Below are 19,183 nucleotides of genomic sequence, written 5' to 3'. Positions count from 1 at the left end.
GTGACCGGACTTCTCATGAGAGCAGCTGCTTCGTTCGCCAGCCTCGTGACCGTCGTCTGCCTGACGTCGGCCCTGGACGGCCACCAGACGAATCCAGCGGCGGTGCCGACGACGGCCGCGCCGAAAGCGCCTGCGATCGCGCCCGTCGATCACAACCTCGACGTGAGGCTCGATCCGCCCCGGCACGCCGTCACGATCACTGATCAGATCGCCTGGCCGAACGACGGCAAGGCCTCCCCGTTGTCCTTCGTGCTGAACAGCGCATTGCACATCACCGCGTCGAGCCCCAAGGTAGAGGAAGTGACTGCGCCTGCGGCCGCGCGTCCTGTCGGCATCGATCAGGGCAGCCCCGTTCCGGTGAAGCGCTATCGGGTGACGCCGACGCCGGGCTCGCCGGGGCTGACGCTCACCTACGAGGGCATCATCGACCGGCCGTTGTCGGATCCGAAGGAGGAATACACCCGCGGGTTCCGCGACACATCAGGGTTGATCGGTCCCGAGGGCGTCTACCTCGCTGGAAGCTCGGTCTGGTATCCGCGCTTCAACGAGGACTTCGTCACGTTCCGGCTGCAGGCCGCGGCACCCAACCGATGGCACGTGATCAGCCAGGGCAACGGCACGTCTCGGGGGGTTGATGGCCTGGCGCGGTGGGATTCGGGCGGGTCGATGGACGAGATCTACCTGGTCGGCGGACCGCTCAATATGTTCAAAGACTCGGCCGGCGCGGTCGAGACGCTCGTCTATCTGCACGAGCCGGACGCCTCGATCGCCAGCAAGTACCTGACGGCGACGGCACAGTACATCGAGATGTACCGGACGCTCATCGGCCCCTATCCTTACGGCAAGTTCGCGCTGGTCGAGAACTTCTGGGAGACCGGCTACGGCATGCCGACCTTCACGCTGCTCGGCCCGCAGATCATCAGGTTCCCGTTTATTATCAACTCGTCGTACCCGCACGAGATCCTTCACAACTGGTGGGGCAACTCGGTGTTTGTCGACACGGCCGACGGCAACTGGTGCGAGGGCCTCACCGCGTACATGGCCGACCACCTCATCCAGGAGCAGCGAGGCACGGCCGACGAATACCGGCGGTCGACGCTGCAGAAGTACCGGGATTACGTCAAGACCGGGCGCGACTTCCCGCTGTCCGAGTTCCGCAATCGCTTCAGCGCGGCCACCGAAGCGGTGGGCTATGGCAAGGCGCTGATGGGATTCCACGCCCTGCGGCGCAACATCGGTGATGACGCGTTCCGGACCACGGTCGCACGGTTCTACCGCGCCTTCAAGGGCAAGCGGGCGACATTCCGCGACTTGCAGCGGACGGCCGAATCGGTGAGCGGCAAGCCGCTCGCGTGGCTGTTCGACGATCTCATCACGCGCACGGGTGCGCCGACACTGCAGGTGGCCGGGCCGGTTGGCGCCGGATCAGTGGTCGCGGTGAGCCAGCAGGGCGGGAGGTTCGTCGTCTCGGGAACGCTGCGCCAGACACAGACCGGTGCCCCGTTTGTCATTGACGTGCCTCTCGTGGTCCAGACCGAGCGGGGAACGACACCCTCACTCGTGCGCATGGACAAGGCGGCGCAGACCTTCTCTGTGACCACCGACTCGAGACCGCTGGCGTTGCACGTGGACCCCCGGTTCGACATCTTCCGCCGTCTCGACGCGCGCGAAACGCCGCCGTCGATCGGCCAGATCTTCGGCGAATCGTCCATCCTCGCGGTCCTCCCGTCGAAGGCCGGCGCGGCCGAACTCGACGGCTATCGTGCGCTGCTCAAGGGATGGCAATCCGAGAACCACGCCATCGAAATCACCAGCGACACCGCGATCTCGGCGCTGCCGGCGACGAAGGCCGTCTGGCTGCTCGGTCGAACGAATCGGTTCGCCGGCGCGGTGTTCGGCCGCCAGCACGGATTCAAGTCGACGCCTGACGCGATCGAACTCGAGCGCGAGACGATGGCGCTCGCCGGCCACACGCTGGTCGTCATCACGCGCCATCCAGCCACGCTCGAAAAGGCGGTGGGCTGGATTGTGGCCGACCCGGTGGCGGCCATGCCCGGACTCGGCCGCAAACTGCCCCACTACGGCAAGTACTCGTATCTCGGGTTCGAGGGCGACGAACCCGTCAATACGATCAAAGGACAGTGGCAGCAGTCGGATTCTCCGCTTCGGGTCGATCTGCGGCCGGCGGGTCAGTCGACCACTGCCCTCACGGCACTCGCGCCGGACGTGCGCAAGGCGCTGGCCGAACTGCCGCCGGTGTTTTCGCCGCAGGCGCTCCGCGATCACGTCGCGTATCTCGCGTCACCGGCCTTGCAGGGACGCGGGCTCGGCACCGCCGGCCTCGAGGCCGCGGCCCGGTACGTCGCGGAGCAGTTCAAGGCGTACGGTCTCGTGCCGGGCGGTGATGGCGGCACGTACTTCCAGACCTTCACGTCTCCGCGGGGCGAAGACGGGCAGCCGCACGAGGTGGCCAATGTCATCGGCGTGCTCCCTGGAGCGCGCGGCGACTGGAAGAACCAGAGTGCGATGCTCTGCGCGCACCTCGATCATCTGGGCCTCGGCTGGCCCGACGTCCGCAAGGGAGACGAGGGCAAGATACATCCCGGCGCAGACGACAACGCGAGCGGTGTGGCTGTACTGCTCGAGATGGCGCGAGCGCTCGGCTCGGGCGAGAAACCGCCGCGCACCATTGTCTTCGCGGCCTTCACGGGCGAAGAAGCCGGCCGCCTCGGCTCGAAGTACTATGCGGAGCATCCGTTGTTCCCGCTCAGCGCGATGGAAGGCGTGATCAACCTCGACACGGTCGGGAGGCTCGGCGCGCAGGCGCTGACGGCACTCGGTACGGGCACCGCGACGGAATGGCAGCACATCTTCCGCGGCGCCTCGTTTGTCACGGGCGTCGAAAGCCGAAGCGTGCCGGAATCGATCGAATCCTCCGATCAGACGAGCTTCATCGAGAAGGGCGTGCCGGCGGTGCAGATCTTCACGGCGGCCCATGCCGATTACCACCGGACCACCGATACGCCGGACAAGATCGACGTGGCCGGTCTCGTCAAGGTCGCGACCTTCGTCAAGGAAGGCATCGGCTATCTGGCGGAACGCCCCGAACCTCTGACCAACACGATACGTCCGGCGGCGCCCGCGCCCGCTCAACCGGCAGCCGGGGGCCAGCCGGCAACTGCTCGGCGCGTCAGCTTCGGCACCGTGCCTGACTTCGCGTTCGAGGGCCCCGGCGTCAGGGTCAGCGGACTGGTGCCCGACTCCCCCGCCGCGAAGGCGGGCATCAAAGAGGGCGACACGTTGTTGACGATCGATGGGAAGCCGGTGGCCAATCTGCAGGGATTTTCGGATCTGCTTCGGGCGCTCGCACCAGGTCAGACGGTACAGGTGGTGATCAGCCGCGGGGGCAACCAGCAGACGGTGGCGGTGACGCTGGTGGAGCGGTAACACAGGCTTCGGTGTAGGGGCACGGCATGCCGTGCCCTTGCGTCAGTCGGGCAAGCGTGATTCCAGGCGAGGGAGCATCCATGTCAACGCGATCGATTGTCGCTCTGATTCTTGTGCTGATGCTCGGCGTGCCGGCCATCGCGGCCGCTCAGGACTCCTCGTGGCGCTTGAAGATTGGCGACCCGGCGCGAAAGGACCGTGACGTCGCCCTGGTCCTCGACGGCATCATCGACACGGCGGCCGGCAAGACGCTGACGGCCAGCGAACTGGCCGCGAAGCTCGATGATGTGAAGGTCGTGTTCATCGGCGAAAGCCACACCGACATCGCCTTCCACCGCGTGCAGCTGCAGGTCATCGAGGAACTGCAGAAGCGCGGACGCGATGTTCTGGTCGGCCTCGAGATGTACCCCTATACCGAGCAGGCGTCGCTCGATGTCTGGAATCAGGGCAAGCAGAGTGAGAAGGACTTCGTCGCCGCGTCGAAGTGGTACAAGAACTGGGGTTATCACTGGCACTACTACCGCGACATCTTCCTGTTTGCGCGCGACAAGGGGATGAAGATGTTCGCCGTGAATACGCCCCGCGAGGTGGTGACGGCTGTTCGGAAGAAGGGATTCCAGAATCTGACCCCCGAAGAGGCGGCGCGCATCCCGTCGAAGGTCGATACGTCGAGCGAGGAACACAAGCAGCTGTTCCGTGCCTTCTTCGCGGGCGACGACACCCTGATGCACACGATGAGCGGCGCGATGTTCGACGGCATGTTCGCCGCGCAGTGCACGTGGGATGCCTCCATGGGGTACAACGCCGTGCAGGCGCTGAAGACATTCGGGGGACCCAGAAGCGTGATGGTCGTGCTGATTGGTTCGGGCCACGTCGCCTACGGGCTGGGCATCCAGCGTCAGGCCGCGCTCTGGTTCGACGGCAAGATGGCGTCGATTATTCCCGTGGCGGTCACCGATGGCCGGGACCGGCCGATGGGCAGAATTCAGGCCTCCTACGCGGACTACCTGTGGGGGTTGCCGCAGGAGGACGACCCGGTGTATCCGTCGCTCGGCCTGTCGACGCGCGACAACAAGGGCGAGGCGCCGCTCGAAGTGATCGACGTGCCAAAGGACTCCGTTGCGGGCCTCGCCGGATTCAAGGTGGGCGACGTGCTGCAGGCGATCGACGGCACGCCGCTCAAGAGCCGGGAGCTCATGAACACGCTGATGGCGGAGAAGCGGTGGGCGGACGCCGCGGTGTTCACGGTGGTGCGGGGCAGCGAGACCATCACGTTGACGGCGGTCTTTCGACGGACGCTGCCCGCGGCAGTCAAGTAGGGGCACGGCATGCCGTGCCCCTGCAACGCGCCATCCATCGCGCCCGGGCGGCTACTTGACGGTGCGGTAGACGAAGGCAGGCGGGATGTTGCGCCAGATCGTCCGGGTGGATGACACCTCGGAGAATTGCGCGCGCAAGCGGCTCCGGAAGCGCCGCCCCAACGGCCAGGCCAGACCGCCGAGGTAGGCGAACGTGACGAACCGCCCGCCAGGACTGAGCGAATCATGGACGGCCGCCAGCATCTCGTCCTGCTGCGCAGGAGAGAACGACGAGAACGGCAGCCCCGAGATGATGCAGTCGCACGAGGTCTGGCCGCACTCGTGGAGGCGCTCGCGCACGGAGACCGCGGAGGCGTGAAACACCCGGACACCGGGGCAGCGCTTGCGCGTGGCAGCCGCAAACGATGCATTCGCCTCAATCGCGAAGAACATCGCGCCGGGGTCGAGCTTACGCAGGATCACCTCGGTGAAGGCCCCGGTTCCCGGGCCAAACTCCACTACGACCTTGGCCCGCTCGAGCCCGGCGGCATCGGTGATGAGCTCGGCCAGGCGCCAGGAGCTCTCGGCGACAGCCCCAACCGACGTCGGCTTTCGCACGAACTCGCCCAGAACGTGAAATTTCTCCATCTGTGGGGTTCTTCCGCTGACACGACTCCGTCAGGTTTCACACCGTTCGTACTTCCAGGTGTCGGAATCGATGAGCAGGTACGACTCACCCACCGGACCGAGCCCGATCGACCGCACGCCCTGCCGCACGTCGTCGTGATAGACGTGGTGATGGCCAAACAGGTGCAGCCGCGGCCGCACCGAGGCCAACACTTCGTTGATCGGCGTCTTGCCGACATCCTGCTTGCGCCCGCGCACATCCAGAAGAAACGGCCTCGCCGCTTCGTGCGACACGAACAGATCAATGCGGTCGAGGGCCCGCAGGGCTTCCACTTCCGCGCGAAGAAAGTGCCGGCGCTTGTCGTCCCGGGCCATCACGGGGAAGTCACCTTTCGACGGCGCCAGCCTCGGCCGCGGAATGTCGGAGGGCGTTCTATCGTACCACGTGGGTGCCATCGTGCCGCCAAGTCCCGCGACAACGATGGGACCGACGTGAACGGCGACGCCGTTGGGGATGTGGTGGAGATTGAGCAGCGGCGCGCGCGTGGCGGTGGCCAATCCGGCCACGAACTCGAGATTGTCGTTGTTGCCCTTGATCCAGTACAGGGGCGAGGGCGGAGACTCGTATGCGCCGTTGGCGTCGGCGAGATCGCCGACCGACACCCACCAGCCGATGTCCGGGTGGCGGAGCATGATCGTCCGGACCGACAGAAAATCGCCGTGCACGTCGCCCAACGCGCCGAATTTCATGGCAGATCGGTCGCTAGCGAGCAGCCGCCCGGGCAGGCACGAGCAGGTCCTGCTTGTCCCAGATGAAGTCGTTCTTGGTGTAGACCGCCAGTTCGTAGTCTTTGCCCATGAAGATCGCCGACACCGGGCACGCTTCTTCGCAGTAGCCGCAGAAGATGCATCGGGTCTTATGGATCTGGTACGTGCTGGCGAATCTCGGGCCCGCGGCCACGCTCCCGTCGTTTTCGGCCGCCTCGAGGTAGATGGCGTCCGACGGACAGGCGACGGCGCACAGGCCGCATGCGACACATTTCTCGAGACCGTTCTCGTCGCGCATCAGCACCTGCTTGCCGCGATATTTCGGAAACATCGGGACCTTCTGGTCCGGATAGTTCACCGTGATTGGTTTCTTGAAGATGTGTTTCAGCGTCGTCGCGAAACCGACAATCAGCGGACGAATCATGCGATCTGCCTCCGCGCCCGCCCGGGCGCGCCAAAGAGGACTCCACAGCGGCCTTGGACCACGGGCCGAATGATCATAACACGTTCATCCGCAGCGGTTTGACAGCCCGCGAGAGCGGCCGGTATAGTCGTGTTGTAGGCATCCGATACAGCGAGACCGCTAGTCGAAGCTGGTCAACGTCAACGAGATCAACGGGATCAAGGAGAGCGTCGCTTGGTTCAGCCGGAATTTCCAACTGAGGATGAGAGACGCCGGGCGGGCGGCGAATCCAGTGAGCCGGTCTTCGACCAGACGGCTCCGGGCGCACCTGGAACTGTCGATCTCTACAGTGACCCGCATCCGATAGACCCGCCTGCGTTCTCGGCACCGGTCTGGCCTCAGACGCCCCCGGCCGGCGCCGGGCCCGCCCGGCCCGGCAAGCTGGCGATGTTTCGCGAAGAGTTGTTCGCGTGGGTCAGGACGCTCGCTTCGGCGGCCGTGTACGCCACGCTGATCGTGACCTTCGGATTCCAGGTCGCCCGAGTGGAGGGCCAGAGCATGGCGCCGACGCTCGCCGACCAGGACCGCTTGATCGTCAACAAGTTCATCTACCGCATGAGCGCGCCCAGGAAGGGCGACATCGTCATGCTGTACTACCCGATCAACCCGGACAAGTCGTTCGTCAAGCGCGTGATTGCAGAGGAAGGCGACACCGTCCGCATCAGCGACGGCCGCGTGTACGTCAATGACGTGCGGCTCGACGACAGTTACGTCCCCTCGGAGTACCGCAGCCACGACGATTGGGGACCGCAGGTGATTGCCGAGGGGTACTACTTCGTGATGGGCGACCATCGGAACAACAGTTCCGACAGCCGCCACTGGGGTCTGGTGCCGAAGAAGTACATCATCGGCAAGGTGCAGGTGCGCTGGTGGCCCGTGCCTGCGGCGCGAGTGTTCTAGAACCCGTACGGCGCGTCATTTCTTAGGCGGCGCGATAATCGTCGGGTCGAGTCCCTTCTTCACCTGCGGCACACCGTCAGTCATCCACAGCGGCGCCGGAGTGCCTTTGAGGTAGTGGTCGAAGAACTGCCGCATCCGGACCTGGAAGTCCTTCTGATTCTCCTTCTTCGCCAGGTGATGCGACTCGTCGGGATACGAGAGCAGAATCACCTGCTTGCCTAGGCGCCGGGCGGCCGCGTAGAATTCCAAGCCCTGCCCGGCATCCACAGAACCATCGGCTGTGCCGTGAAGAATCATGAACGGTGTCTTGATTTTCGGCGCGTTGTGCACGGGCGACTGGCTTTCGAACAGCTCGCGCGCCGACCACGGGGTGGCGCCCGCGCCCATTCGCACCTGCCCGACCTCGGTGATGCCCTGCTGAATGGTACCGGTCGACCGGTACAGCGTGCCGTAGAAGCTCGTGAGATCGGTCGGCGGCGCCCCTGTGACGACGGCCGCGAAGATGTCGGTCTGCGTGAGGATGAACGATGACTCGTAGCCGCCCCAGCTGTGGCCCTGCAGGCCGATGTGCGCCGGATCGGCGTAGCCCAGCTCGATCACCTTCTTCACGGCGCTCGTGACGCAGTCGAGCGCCGACGATCCCGGCTTGCCAATCTCGTACCTGACGTCCGGCTGGAGCACGAGATAGCCGTTGCTCGCGTAGGTCGACATGTGCGGCCGATCGTCATAGACCGGAAACGAGAAGGTGTGGTGCGTGTCGGACATCAGCTCGTAGAAATACACGAGCATCGGGTACTTCTTGCCGGGTTCGTACCCGGCCGGCAGCGTCAGCGTGGCCTGCAGGCGCTGTCCCTTGCTGTTCTTGTAGTCAACGAGCTTCTTGGTTCCCCAGGTGAACTGCTTGAAGAGGTCCGGCTCGGCGTCGGTGACCTGCCGGGGTGCCGTAAACCGCTTGTCTGCGACCCAGTAGTTCGGGTACTGGTTGAACGTCTGCTCGGTGAACAGGATTCTGTCGGCGTTCTTCGCCGCAATCGGCGCGCCGACGGCCTTGTCGGCCCAGATAAGCGGCGAAGGCGACTGGCCCGGCCCAATCTCCGAGTAGCCCGATTTCTTCGTGTACTCGCCGAAGGCCGACAACAGCACGGCCTTGCTGAGATCGATCGGCTCCGCCGCAGCACCGCCGCCACGGCCGCCGCCGCCTCGCCCGCCGCCACCCGCACGGCCGAGCTGGGTCACACGGTATCGCACCTCCTGCTTTGCGCCCTCGCCCTTCGTCAGGTTGGAGATCGATCCTCCCGCGAGCGGCAGCGCCCACACGTCGTAGCGGTCGTACAGCAGCGCTGACGCCCCATCCGCCGTGAATCCGGCGACGCCGTACACGGGCTTCTCGTAGTCGTGGTCGTCTTCGGCGTTCACGAAGCTGCGACCGCCGTCGATGACTGTCTTCTTCCCAGTCGCCATCTCGTACGAATAGACGTGGCCGCTCTTCAGATACAGAAACCACTTCCCGTCCGGGGAAAAGCCCATCGTCCGGGACAACCCGGGCTCGACGAGCGTGCGAACGCCATTCAAGAGGCTCACGCGGTAGATATCGCTCTTGCTCGCGCCCCACTCGACCTGTCCCCTGTACGGGGTGTCGACGCGGCCAATCGCCCACTGCAGATCGTCGGCTGGCGTGATCGTCTTCATGTCGTCATCGGCGATCTGGCGGATGGAGCCCGACACCACGTCGAGGATGGCCGCCTTCGTCGATCGTCGTTCCTGATTCAGCTGGACGATCTGCACCGACTGCGGGTCGTCGTCTCTCCAGTGCCACACGTCCACGTTGGCCTGCGGTTCGGTCGATGGCGTCTTCTCGTCATCCTGCGCCTTCAGACCGACCAGCACTCGGGCTCCGTCGGTGCTCCATTTGGGCGCGGTGAATTCACTGATCACCATGCCCGAGGGCAACGACGACCCCTTGGCGGGATCGAACGTTGCGGCCTTCATCTGCGGCGTGCCGACGTTGTTCCACGAGAGCAGCGCATTGTCGCGTTGCATCTTGCCCTTCGGCTTGTCCCCGCGCAGTACGGCGAGGTTCGCCCCCTGGGCGCTCCAGACAAGCTGGTCGTAGTCTGCGTCAGCCGCGTCGAGCATCCGCTGCTCGCCGCTGGCGAGCGTCATGACGTATACACCGTTGCCCAGGCGCTGTTGGCCGCGCACCGTATAGGCCAACTGCTTGCCGGCGTCATCGAAGGTGTACGTGCCCACGTTGCCGACGTAGCGCTGGTTGCCGGACGCCAGGTGCCGCATCAACAGGTCTGTGCCTGGCGCGTTGCTGTCGGCGGTGTCCCCGCCAGCACCCGTGCCGCCGCGGCCACCACGGCCTCCAGCCGTTCCGGCGGCAGGCGCCGCCCCGGCGGCTTGCGGGCGCATCAGCAGCCATTCGCCATCAGGCGAGAAGGCGAAGCTGCCCACCGACGGGTACGTCTTCCTGGTGCCGGTCGCGAGTTCGAGCACTTCGAAGATCCGCGCGGGGGCCGTCTCGGCGTCGGCGGTCGCGCCCTGAGCCGGCTGCCGGCCGCCGCGCCCGCCCGAGCCCCGACCGCCGCGGCCGGTCGTTGCGGGCGGTGCGATGAAATAGCCGATCCACTGTGCGTTATCAGAGAACGACGCGCCGGTCCCCCGCGGCACCTCGTAGACCTTGTCGCTGTCGAGCGCCTTCACGTAGAGCGTGCCATCGCCGTCATTCGGCGTCACCGTGTAGAGCATCCACTTGCCGTCTGTCGATATCGCGGCGCCGGCGATGCGCTTAATCTTCGCGTAGTCCTCGAGCGCAATGGGCTTCGGCGCGGCCGGCTGCGCGCGCATCAGCAGCGGCACCAACGCGAGACCGAAAACAACGAGGAAGACGAGACGGCGAGGGCGACGGGAAGCAATCATCCGTGTGCTCCAGATGGCTCAAATCGAGGTTCGACCAAGCAGTGGACTTTCGAGTCCCGGTTTCGGGCGAACCGGCGAAGGATATCATCAGATTGCGGCGCTCAGCTGACCGCGGGCTCGCGCGTGGCGTAGAGTTGCTCGATGACGGCTGCGCATCGCTCTTCAACCACGGATCGGCGCAGCTTCAGCGTGGGCGTCAGTTCGCCGCCTTCGATCGTCATCTCGGCCGGCAACAGCGCAAATCGCTTGATCCTCTCGAACTGCGCGAGTTCCATGTTGATCTGATCGAGCAGCCGCTGGAACAGTGCGTGCACGTCGGGGCGCGTGACCAGTTGTTCGCGCGTGCCAGACGGCGCGCCTTGTTCCCGCAGCGAGGCTTCGACCGCGACGAAATCCGGCACAATCAGCGCCGCAGGAAACCTGCGCCGATCGCCGATGATGATCGCGTCTGACACAAGCGGACTCGCCTTCAGCCGCAGCTGGATGGGCTGTGGTGCGATGTTCTTGCCGCCAGACGTGATGATCAGATCCTTCTTGCGGTCGGTAATCGAGAGGTACCCGTCCGCGTCGATCCGGCCGATGTCCCCGGTGTGCAGCCAGCCGTCAACCAGCGCGGCGGCGGTCTCGTTCGGCCGGTTGTAGTACCCCTGCATGATGTTCGGGCCGCGCGCGAGAATCTCCCCGTCGGCGGCGATCCGCATCTCGACCCCGGGGACGGCTGGGCCCACGGTCCCCAGTCGTGGAGCGTGCGGTGGATTGACCGTAATGACCGGCGCGCTCTCGGTCAGACCGTAGCCCTCGAGGATCGGCAGACCGACGGCGTGAAAGAACTCCGCCGTCGTGCGCGCCAGCGGCGCGCTGCCAGACACCATCGCCCGGATGCGGCCCCCAGTCCTGCTTCGGAGCTTGCGCAACACCAGTGCGTCCGCCAGCGGCGCCTGAATCGTCGTAAACCACGAGGGCCTCCGGTGCTCGATCCTCGCCTGACTGCTCAATCTCCCGACGCCTACCGCCCAGGCGAACAGCCGCCGCTTGAACGGCGGAGCCGTGGCCACACTGTCGAGCGCGGCGTGGTGAAACTTCTCGAACACACGCGGCGCGCCGGTCATGATCGTCGGGGCGGCACGGCCAAGATCCCGTGCGACCGTCGCCAGCGACTCGGCAAACACGATCGACGCGCCCGCAAACAGGTAGAGATACATCACCGTGCGCTCGAACACGTGGCTCAGCGGCAGAAGCGACAACGCCACATCCGAGGCCGTCACTTTGAGCACCGCATTGGTGGCGACGACGTTCGACATGATGTTGTCGTGCGTGAGCACCACGCCTTTGGGCGCTCCGGTGGTTCCCGACGTATAGATGATGGTCGCAATGTCGGAAGGCGCGACGCGGCGGGCCTCCGTCTCGTAGCGCGCCTCGAGTCCGGGATCCTGCAGCAATTGCCGGCGCCCGTCCGCGACCACGTCAGCCATCGTCAGAATCGCCGGCCCGCCGCCAGAGAATTCGGGCGCCGGTGTCGGCGCCACAACGACGATCACCGTGTGAAGCCGGGGCAGGCTCGGGGCGGCCTCCTGGAGTTTCGCCAGCTGGATCGCGTCGGAGACGATCACCACGCTGGCGCCCGCATCGTCCAGGATGAAGTGCGTCTGGGTGGCCGACAGCGTCGGATACACCGGAACCGTGATCGCCCGCGCCGTGAGGATGGCCAGATCGGCTACGCTCCATTCGGGCCGGCTCTCGCACACGATGCCGACGCGATCGCCGGCGCGGACACCGAGCGCCTGCAGGCCGAGGCTGAACGCCCGGATGTGTTCCAGAAACTCGCGGCCCGAGAACCCCACGAACCGGTCGCCCTCGCAGCGGCGTATGAGCGCAGCCCTGTCGTGCCGCGCCGCCACGTGAAACGGCAGTGCGGCAATGGTGCGAACGTCGTCGTGGGCGCTTGATGGCGCGGTCATTCGGAAACGATCTGGCCCGTGTGTGTTTACCGTAGACCAGTACCGCACACCGGTCAATACCCGGCGCGTTTGTCCACCACATTCAGGAGCGCTTCGCCCGCCAGATATCTCCGCAGGTTATCGCTGAACAAATCGACGGCGGCCTCCCAGTAGTCCGCGCGAAAACCGGCCACGTGCGGCGTCACGATCACATTCGGCATCGCCCACAAGGGGCTGGCCTGATCCAGCGGCTCGTGCTCGAACACGTCGAGCGCCGCGCCGGCAATCGTGCCGGAGCGCAGGGCGTCGACCAGCGCGTCTTCCTGCACCAGTTTCCCGCGCGCGACGTTAATCAGCCACGCCGTACGCTTCATCCGGGCGAACTCGGACCGGCCGATCATCCCACGCGTCTCCGCCGTGAGCGGGGCTGACAGGACGACGACGTCGGATGCTTCCAGCAGTCTCGGAAGGTCCGAAGGCCCGAGCGCCTCGGCGACACCCTCCGGTACGGGCCAGTCGGTTTCGCGGCGCGTGCCGACGACCGTCATCCCGATCGCCGATCCGATTCGGGCAACCCGGCAGCCGATCGCACCCAGGCCGACGATGCCCAGCGTCCGTCCGTCGAGCATGGGCAGGCCGGACAGCTGAGGCTGAATCCACTGCCGCCCGTCCTGCGCGCGGATCGTCTCTGGCAGCCTGCGCAATGCTGCCAGCATCAGCGCGATCGCGTGCTCGGCGACGGATGCCGCGCTCATGCCGCGCGAATTGGTCAGCACGACCGGGCTGGCCACCATCGCGGGAAACAGCATGCTGCCGACGCCGACGGCCGAACTGTGAACCCACTTGAGGCGTGGCGCCAGCTCAAGGGCCCGCGGCGTGAGCACCGACGTGAAGGCGACGTCGGCCTCGGGGAGCAGCCGAATCAGGTCGGCGTGATCTTCGGCGTGCGAGAACACCACGCCTGGAAACCTCCGCCGCAACACATCGACGAAGGATGGCGGGATCGTCCACGCCTCACTCGGGCTGTAAATCGCGACGAGTACCTGCATCGCTATGCCCCGCGCTTCCAGACGCCCGATCGGCCGCCGCGCTTCTCCAGCAGAAGGATGTCATCGATCACGACGGCGCGATCCACGGCTTTCACCATGTCGTAGATCGTCAGCGCCGCCGCCGCGACCGCGGTCAACGCCTCCATTTCCACGCCGGTCGGGCCAACCGTCCGGACGCGGGCCTCGATCTCGTATCCTTCGCGCCGCCGGCGGAAGTTCACCTCGCAGTGGCTGATCGCGAGCGGGTGGCACAACGGGATGATCTCGGACGTCTTCTTGGCCGCCATGATGCCGGCCAGCCGCGAGGCCTGCAGCGGGTCACCCTTGGCGATCTGGCCAGAGCCGATCAGCCTGAGCGTCGCCGGTGCCATCCGCACGAAGCCGCGCGCCACCGCCTCGCGAACCGTGGCGGGCTTCTGGCTCACATCCACCATGCGGACGCGCCCCCGAGCGTCCACGTGCGAGAGCTGCCCGGCGGATTTTCTCCTCAACGAGGGCGTGATCTTCCTGCTCGCCATCTCAGCGCCCTGTCTTCTGTGCCTTCTCGGCGTCGATCACGGTCGTACCCTTGGTGATCCAGTCGGGCGCGGCCGCGCCCTTCAAGTAGTGATCGAACCACTGGAGGATGCGCCGGTGGTAGTCGATCTGGTTCGGCTTCTCGCGCGCGCTGTGATTCTCGCCGGCATACACCAGCATCACCAGTTGCTTGCCGGCGCGCCGCGCGTAGTTGTACATCTCGACGCCCTGCCGGAAGTCAACCGTCCCGTCCTTGTCGCCGAAAAAGATCATCATCGGCGTCTCGAGCTTGTTGACGAACAGCGTGGACGAGTTGCGGATGTAGGCCTGCAGATCCTCCCAGTACGGCACGTCCATCCGGGCCTGCCCTGTTTCGAAATGCGCGGGTTCCGGCAGACCCTGATTCCAGTGAATCGCGCCGTAGAAACTCAGGAGGTTGGTAATCGGCGCGCCCGCGATGGACGCCGCAAAGATGTTGGTCTGCGTCGGGATGAAGCTGGCCTCGTATCCGCCCCACGAATGCCCGACCAGGCCGACCCGCTTCGGATCGACCGCACCCGCGGCCAGCACCGCTTTGACGGCTGCGGTGACGCAGTCGACCGCCGCGAGACCGGGATCGCGCGGCCGGAACACGATGTCCGGCTGCAGCACGAAGTAGCCGTTGGCCGTGAACACCGCCGCGTTGTAGGGCGAGCGCTCCGACGGAGCCACGTATCCATGAACGCCTTGCGACAGCCGTTCGTAGACGTACACGATCATCGGGTACTTCTTCCCGGGCTCGTAGCCGGCCGGGTAGTACAGGGCTCCCTGCAGCCGTTCCCCCTTCGCGTTCTTGTAGTCAACCAGCGACGATCGGCCCCACGTGTAGCTCTTCTGGAACGTGTTCGTGGCGGTCAGTTGCGTGGCGTCGGCGAGCGCTGCCCCTCCCACAAGGAGGTCGGGCGAGTCGTCGAAATCCTGAACCACGTACGCGAACGCGTCGGCCTTCCTGGCCTTCGCCAGCCGAGCGACGTTCTTGTCGAGCCACACGAGACGTTCGACGGCCGGTACGGCGCCAGCCGCCGGCGGTGCGGTCGGCACACGCGCATACCCGAACTTCTTCGACCAGCGGCCGTAGAGGCTCGTGTAGATCGGGGATGCCGGGTCGATGAACTCCTCGTCGCGGTTGGTCCGCGCGTACCGGTGCACGACGGACTCCTCGGCGCCCCGCGTCAAGCGGACGCCGCCGGCCCCCTCCGGCGCCACGCGCCAGATGTCGTGCTGGTCGTACAACAGGACCGCCGCGTCATCCTTCAACCAGCCCGCGACGCCCGACGGCGGCCTCTGCACGCGAACCGGAGTGTCGTAGTCGGGATCGATCCAGACGGCCTTGATCGTCGCGGTGATGTTGGTCGCCTTGCCCGAGCGGATGTCGCAGGTCCAGTACTGGTCGCCCTTGAAATACAGCAGGTAGTTTCCGGCGGGGCTGTTGCCCTGAAAGTACCAGACTCCCTCGATGGCCTTTCTGCGCGCGCCCGTCGTCAGATCGACCAGGTAGACGTCCTGCCTGGTCCGGTCGAACATGTTATCGAACATGTACGGCTTGCGATCGGTCTCGGTCGCAAACCGATCGCCTGCGACGACGCTCACCCGCTCGTCCTTGTCAGTCCCGATACGCAGCCACTTTCCGCTGTCGACGTTCCACAGCGACAGGTAGTTGCGTTCGACGTCGCGGCTCTTATCGACGCGCTGCATCGGGATGATGCGCTCGTCTTTGCTGTGCCACACGTCCACGCCGGCGGGCTTCGGCTTTGGCGCCTTGTCGCCGGCCTTGTCCGCGCCATCCTTGGCCGCTTTGCGATCCCATTCCTGGATCCCGAAGTAGAGCGTCTTGCCGTCCTTCGACCACTGCAGCCGTCGGAAGGTCACGACCCGCATGTCCTCGGGAAACCCGTTGTCGGCCGCGTGATCGTACCGCCGCGCTGGTGTCTCGCCTGGGGTCTGCAGACCGCGCCACGCCAGCACGGTATTGGTGTCTTCGTCGCGAGTGTCATCAGTGCGCGACTTGAAGACGGCCAGATCGTCGCTCTTCGCGCGCCACGTGAGGCCGATGTAGGTAGCGTCGCCCGAATCGAGCAGCCGTAACGCGCCCGTCTGCGGGTCGTACACGTGGACCCCGTTACCGGCCTTTCCCTCGGCGTCAATTGCGAGCGCGAGCAGTCGGCCTTCATCAGCCCAGGCAAATTCCGACACATTGCCGAACGTCATGACGGCGCCGGTGGTGAGATTTCTCACCAGCAGGTCCGCGCCCTTCCGCTTCACGCCGTCAGGCAGATACCGCAGCATCGCGAGATACGGCCCGGCGGGCGCAAAGGCGAATCGGGTGATATCGGCAACGACGATCGGAGCGGCTGGAGCGGCAGCCGCATCCAGACGAACGAGGCCCAGCCTGTCGCGAACCGGCTTCTTGTCGTCCTGCATCTTCTCGCGCTCGGCCTCGGAGTAACCGATCCGGTACGCCAGCCACTGTCCGTCGGCCGAAAACGCGGGTGCACTCCCTTCGGCGGCCTTGTGCCATGGCTTGCCGGGCGTTGAGCCAGTCGCCGCCGGCACCGGATAGACCTGCAATTCGCTTGTTCCATCCACGCGCGTAATCGGCACCCCGACCCACTTGGCGTTATCCGCGAGGACCGAGACGCCGAGCGTTTCCCACTTGCCGTAGTCAGCAGCCTTCACAGGCGCCAAGGTCGGCGTCGATGGCGACTGGGTCAAGACCCGAGCCGATCCAGGCGCGAGAGAGAGAATGACAAGAGCCGCAAGCTGTATCCGCGTTGTTCGTCTCACGTTCGCCTCCAGAAAGCCTCCGTGCACCCCGCCGGCCACGTCTGCCGGCATACTGTACACCGTCTCGTTCCTGCCTGCGCGACCCGCCCGCGTCGATCGGCGTCGAGAGGGACCCTTCTGGGTCGTCATTCCGGCGACCTGTCCCGCCGTAGCCCGGGGAAGACGCAGGGGCGAAGGCGGAATGCCGGAATCCAGTCGTGTCCCTGTCTGCCTGACTGTCATGCTAAGATGCGCCGCATGAGTGTGAAACCGACTAGCCCAACAGCCCCTGATGACGGCTTCAAGCCGTTCGTGCCCGACAACTCCGATCAACGGGAGTTCACGGTACGCGCCCTGCTTCTTGGCCTGCTCATGTGCGTCATCCTCGGAGCGGCCAATGCGTATCTCGGCCTGAGGGCCGGGATGACGATTGCGGCCACCTACCCGGCAGCCGTCATCGGAATGGCCGTCCTCCGCATCATGAAGGGCAGCCTCCTCGAAGAGAACTTCGCCAGGACCGTCGGCTCAATCGGTGAGTCGGTGGCAGCGGGCGCCATTTTCACGATGCCGGCGTTTGTCATCCTCGGGCTGTGGCACTTCGACGCAGCCAACATATACACGGAGTACCTAGCGGCCTCGACTCTGATGGTGCTGGGCGGCATGCTGGGCATCCTCTTTGTTACCATCCTCCGGCGCGTGATGGTCGAGGACAAGGGCCTGCCGTTCCCCGAGTCGGTGGCCGCCGCCGAGATTCACAAGGCTGGTCAGCGCGGGGCGGACGCCGCCATGCAGCTCTTCCAGGCGATGGGCGTCGGCGCGATCATCCGGTTGCTCTCGCGCACGGACATCGATACGAAGGACGGTCTGGGCATCTTCTTCTCGGGTAACACGTTCGAGCTGGCGGTTGGCAAACTCAAGGAAAGCGTCGTCAAGCTGGGCCTGGGGAAATCACCCACCGAAATCGCTGCCGGCGGCGTCACCACCATCGCAGCGCCCGCCGTAACCCCGGCGTACATGGGCGTCGGCTACATCATCGGGCCTGAACTGGGCGCGCTGAACTTCGCCGGAGGCCTGCTGGCCTGGGGCTTGTTCGTGCCACTGCTCGTCTTCTTCCTCGGGCCGAGCCTGATTGACAAGTACACGTCGCCCGACGGCGTCCAGAACTGGGGCGGGCTGGTCGGCCACCTCTACCGCTTCATCGTCCGCCCGATCGCGGTCGGCGGCATGCTGGTCGGCGCCTGCTACACGCTGTTCAAGATGCGGAAGAACCTCATCCTCGGCATCAAGCGCGGCGTGGCGGATGTCAAGAAATCGGCGGTGGCCGCAGCCGCCACTAAACGCACCCAGCAGGACCTCTCGTTCAAAGTCGTGCTCTTCGGCATCGCGCTCGTGTTCGCGCTGATGACGGCGGTCTACTTCTACTTCACGAACATGCTGTCTGGTGCGCTGTTTGCGGCCATCGTCATGCTCATCACGGGGTTCTTCTTCGCGGCTGTGTCGGGCAATCTGGTCGGCATGATCGGCTCGTCGAACAACCCGATCTCGGGTCTGACGCTCGCCACCACCATCGTGGCGGCGCTGACGATGGTGATTGTGGGCGTGAAGGGCGAGGCGGGCGTCGCGGCCGTGCTGGCGGTGGCCGCGGTGGTGTGCGTGTCGTCGGCTGTGGCAGGCGAGATGCTGCAGGATCTCAAGGTCGGGCACATCCTGGGCGGCACGCCCTGGAAGATGCAGATTGGAGACATGATTGGCGTCGCGGTAGCCGGCCTTGTGATGTTCTTCCCGATCTACGTCCTGCACAACTCCGAGGTCGCGAGTGGCGGTCTCGGCGGCCGCGTGCTGGCGGCGCCGCAGGCGGGCCTGATGGCCGCGCTCTCACAGGGGATCGTCGGCGGCGACATGCCGTGGCCGCTGGTGATCGTCGGCATCGCCATGGGCATCTCGCTCATCCTGATCAAGGTGCGCAGCCCGATGCTGTTCTCGGTCGGGATGTACCTGCCGCTCGGCACGACGTTCGCGATCTTTGTCGGCGGCATGATTCGCGGCATCGTCGACAAGATGGCCGCCAGACGCGACTACAACGCGGCGCAGAAGGCGCGCGTCGAGAATGCCGGGGTGCTGACGGCGTCGGGGTTGATCGCGGGTGAAGCGATTATGGGGCTCATCATCGCCGCGGTCGTGTTCTTCAGCACGAACAAGGAGTTTCCGGGTATTCCGGGCCTCGACAGCGTTGCGGGGCTGCTGGCCATCCCGGTCTTCGCCGTGCTGGCGGTCTACATGATCTTTGTTCCGCTGCGGAAGGCCGGCACCCCAGACGAGCCCGCACCGCCGACTGCGGTGATGTAACCGGCCCAGTCGATTCGTCACCCGATCTGCCGAGGGACGTTGCGCATGCCGTGCGCGGCGTCCCTCGTTTTGTGTGCGCCAGGAGCGGGGTTCCCTCCGCGTCCCCGC

Annotated in this window: 12 protein-coding genes; 4 read left to right on the top strand and 8 right to left on the bottom strand. The window is 65.6% G+C overall.

Going from position 1 to position 19,183, the window contains the following annotated elements; genetic code table 11:
- Nucleotides 1–15 precede the first annotated feature (15 nt).
- Nucleotides 16–3,447 (top strand): M20/M25/M40 family metallo-hydrolase, encoded by a 3,432-nt coding sequence (locus NTV05_05315; GenBank protein ID MCX6543816.1) that lies wholly within the window; start codon nt 16–18, stop codon nt 3,445–3,447.
- Between the two features lie 80 nt (nt 3,448–3,527).
- On the top strand, nt 3,528–4,766 hold the full coding sequence (locus tag NTV05_05310; protein MCX6543815.1) for a ChaN family lipoprotein: 1,239 nt from the start codon (nt 3,528–3,530) through the stop codon (nt 4,764–4,766).
- A 51-nt stretch (nt 4,767–4,817) separates the two neighbouring features.
- Here NTV05_05310 and NTV05_05305 read toward each other — a convergent pair whose 3' ends face one another.
- From NTV05_05305 to NTV05_05295, 3 genes are read right to left on the bottom strand one after another with little or no spacing between them, the layout of a single operon-like run.
- Nucleotides 4,818–5,393, bottom strand: coding sequence for a methyltransferase domain-containing protein (locus NTV05_05305; GenBank protein ID MCX6543814.1), 576 nt, complete (start codon nt 5,391–5,393; stop codon nt 4,818–4,820).
- Between the two features lie 30 nt (nt 5,394–5,423).
- Nucleotides 5,424–6,122, bottom strand: a complete 699-nt coding sequence (locus NTV05_05300) for a hypothetical protein (protein MCX6543813.1) — start codon at nt 6,120–6,122, stop codon at nt 5,424–5,426.
- A gap of 13 nt (nt 6,123–6,135) precedes the next feature.
- A complete protein-coding gene (locus NTV05_05295) occupies nt 6,136–6,564 on the bottom strand; it encodes an NADH-quinone oxidoreductase subunit I (protein ID MCX6543812.1) in 429 nt (142 codons plus the stop codon).
- A 213-nt stretch (nt 6,565–6,777) separates the two neighbouring features.
- Between NTV05_05295 and lepB the strand changes: the two genes are divergently transcribed.
- Nucleotides 6,778–7,503, top strand: a complete 726-nt coding sequence (gene lepB, locus NTV05_05290) for a signal peptidase I (protein ID MCX6543811.1) — start codon at nt 6,778–6,780, stop codon at nt 7,501–7,503.
- 15 nt (nt 7,504–7,518) lie between these two features.
- On the opposite strand, the gene NTV05_05285 is transcribed toward lepB, so the two are convergent.
- From NTV05_05285 to NTV05_05265, 5 genes are all read right to left on the bottom strand, one after another.
- Entirely contained in the window at nt 7,519–10,425 is a 2,907-nt protein-coding gene (locus NTV05_05285) for a prolyl oligopeptidase family serine peptidase (protein ID MCX6543810.1), read from the bottom strand.
- A gap of 101 nt (nt 10,426–10,526) precedes the next feature.
- Nucleotides 10,527–12,383 carry a long-chain fatty acid--CoA ligase gene (locus tag NTV05_05280; protein MCX6543809.1) on the bottom strand — a complete coding sequence of 619 codons (1,857 nt, stop codon included), beginning with the start codon at nt 12,381–12,383 and terminating at the stop codon, nt 10,527–10,529.
- A 53-nt stretch (nt 12,384–12,436) separates the two neighbouring features.
- The gene (locus NTV05_05275; GenBank protein MCX6543808.1) at nt 12,437–13,411 is read right to left on the bottom strand and encodes a D-2-hydroxyacid dehydrogenase; all 975 of its coding nucleotides are present in this window, start codon (nt 13,409–13,411) and stop codon (nt 12,437–12,439) included.
- A 2-nt stretch (nt 13,412–13,413) separates the two neighbouring features.
- Nucleotides 13,414–13,929: a cyclic pyranopterin monophosphate synthase MoaC gene (gene moaC, locus NTV05_05270; protein ID MCX6543807.1), complete on the bottom strand. Its 516-nt coding sequence runs from the start codon at nt 13,927–13,929 to the stop codon at nt 13,414–13,416.
- Nucleotide 13,930: 1 nt separating this feature from the next.
- Nucleotides 13,931–16,750, bottom strand: coding sequence for a prolyl oligopeptidase family serine peptidase (locus NTV05_05265; GenBank protein MCX6543806.1), 2,820 nt, complete (start codon nt 16,748–16,750; stop codon nt 13,931–13,933).
- Nucleotides 16,751–16,987: 237 nt separating this feature from the next.
- Between NTV05_05265 and NTV05_05260 the strand changes: the two genes are divergently transcribed.
- Entirely contained in the window at nt 16,988–19,075 is a 2,088-nt protein-coding gene (locus NTV05_05260) for an oligopeptide transporter, OPT family (protein ID MCX6543805.1), read from the top strand.
- Nucleotides 19,076–19,183: the final 108 nt, after the last annotated feature.

The organism is Acidobacteriota bacterium (assembly GCA_026393755.1).
Taxonomy (GTDB): domain Bacteria; phylum Acidobacteriota; class Vicinamibacteria; order Vicinamibacterales; family JAKQTR01; genus JBAXOX01.
Note: the sequence above shows the minus strand (reverse complement) of the source record. Positions and strands in the feature narration are given on the sequence as shown.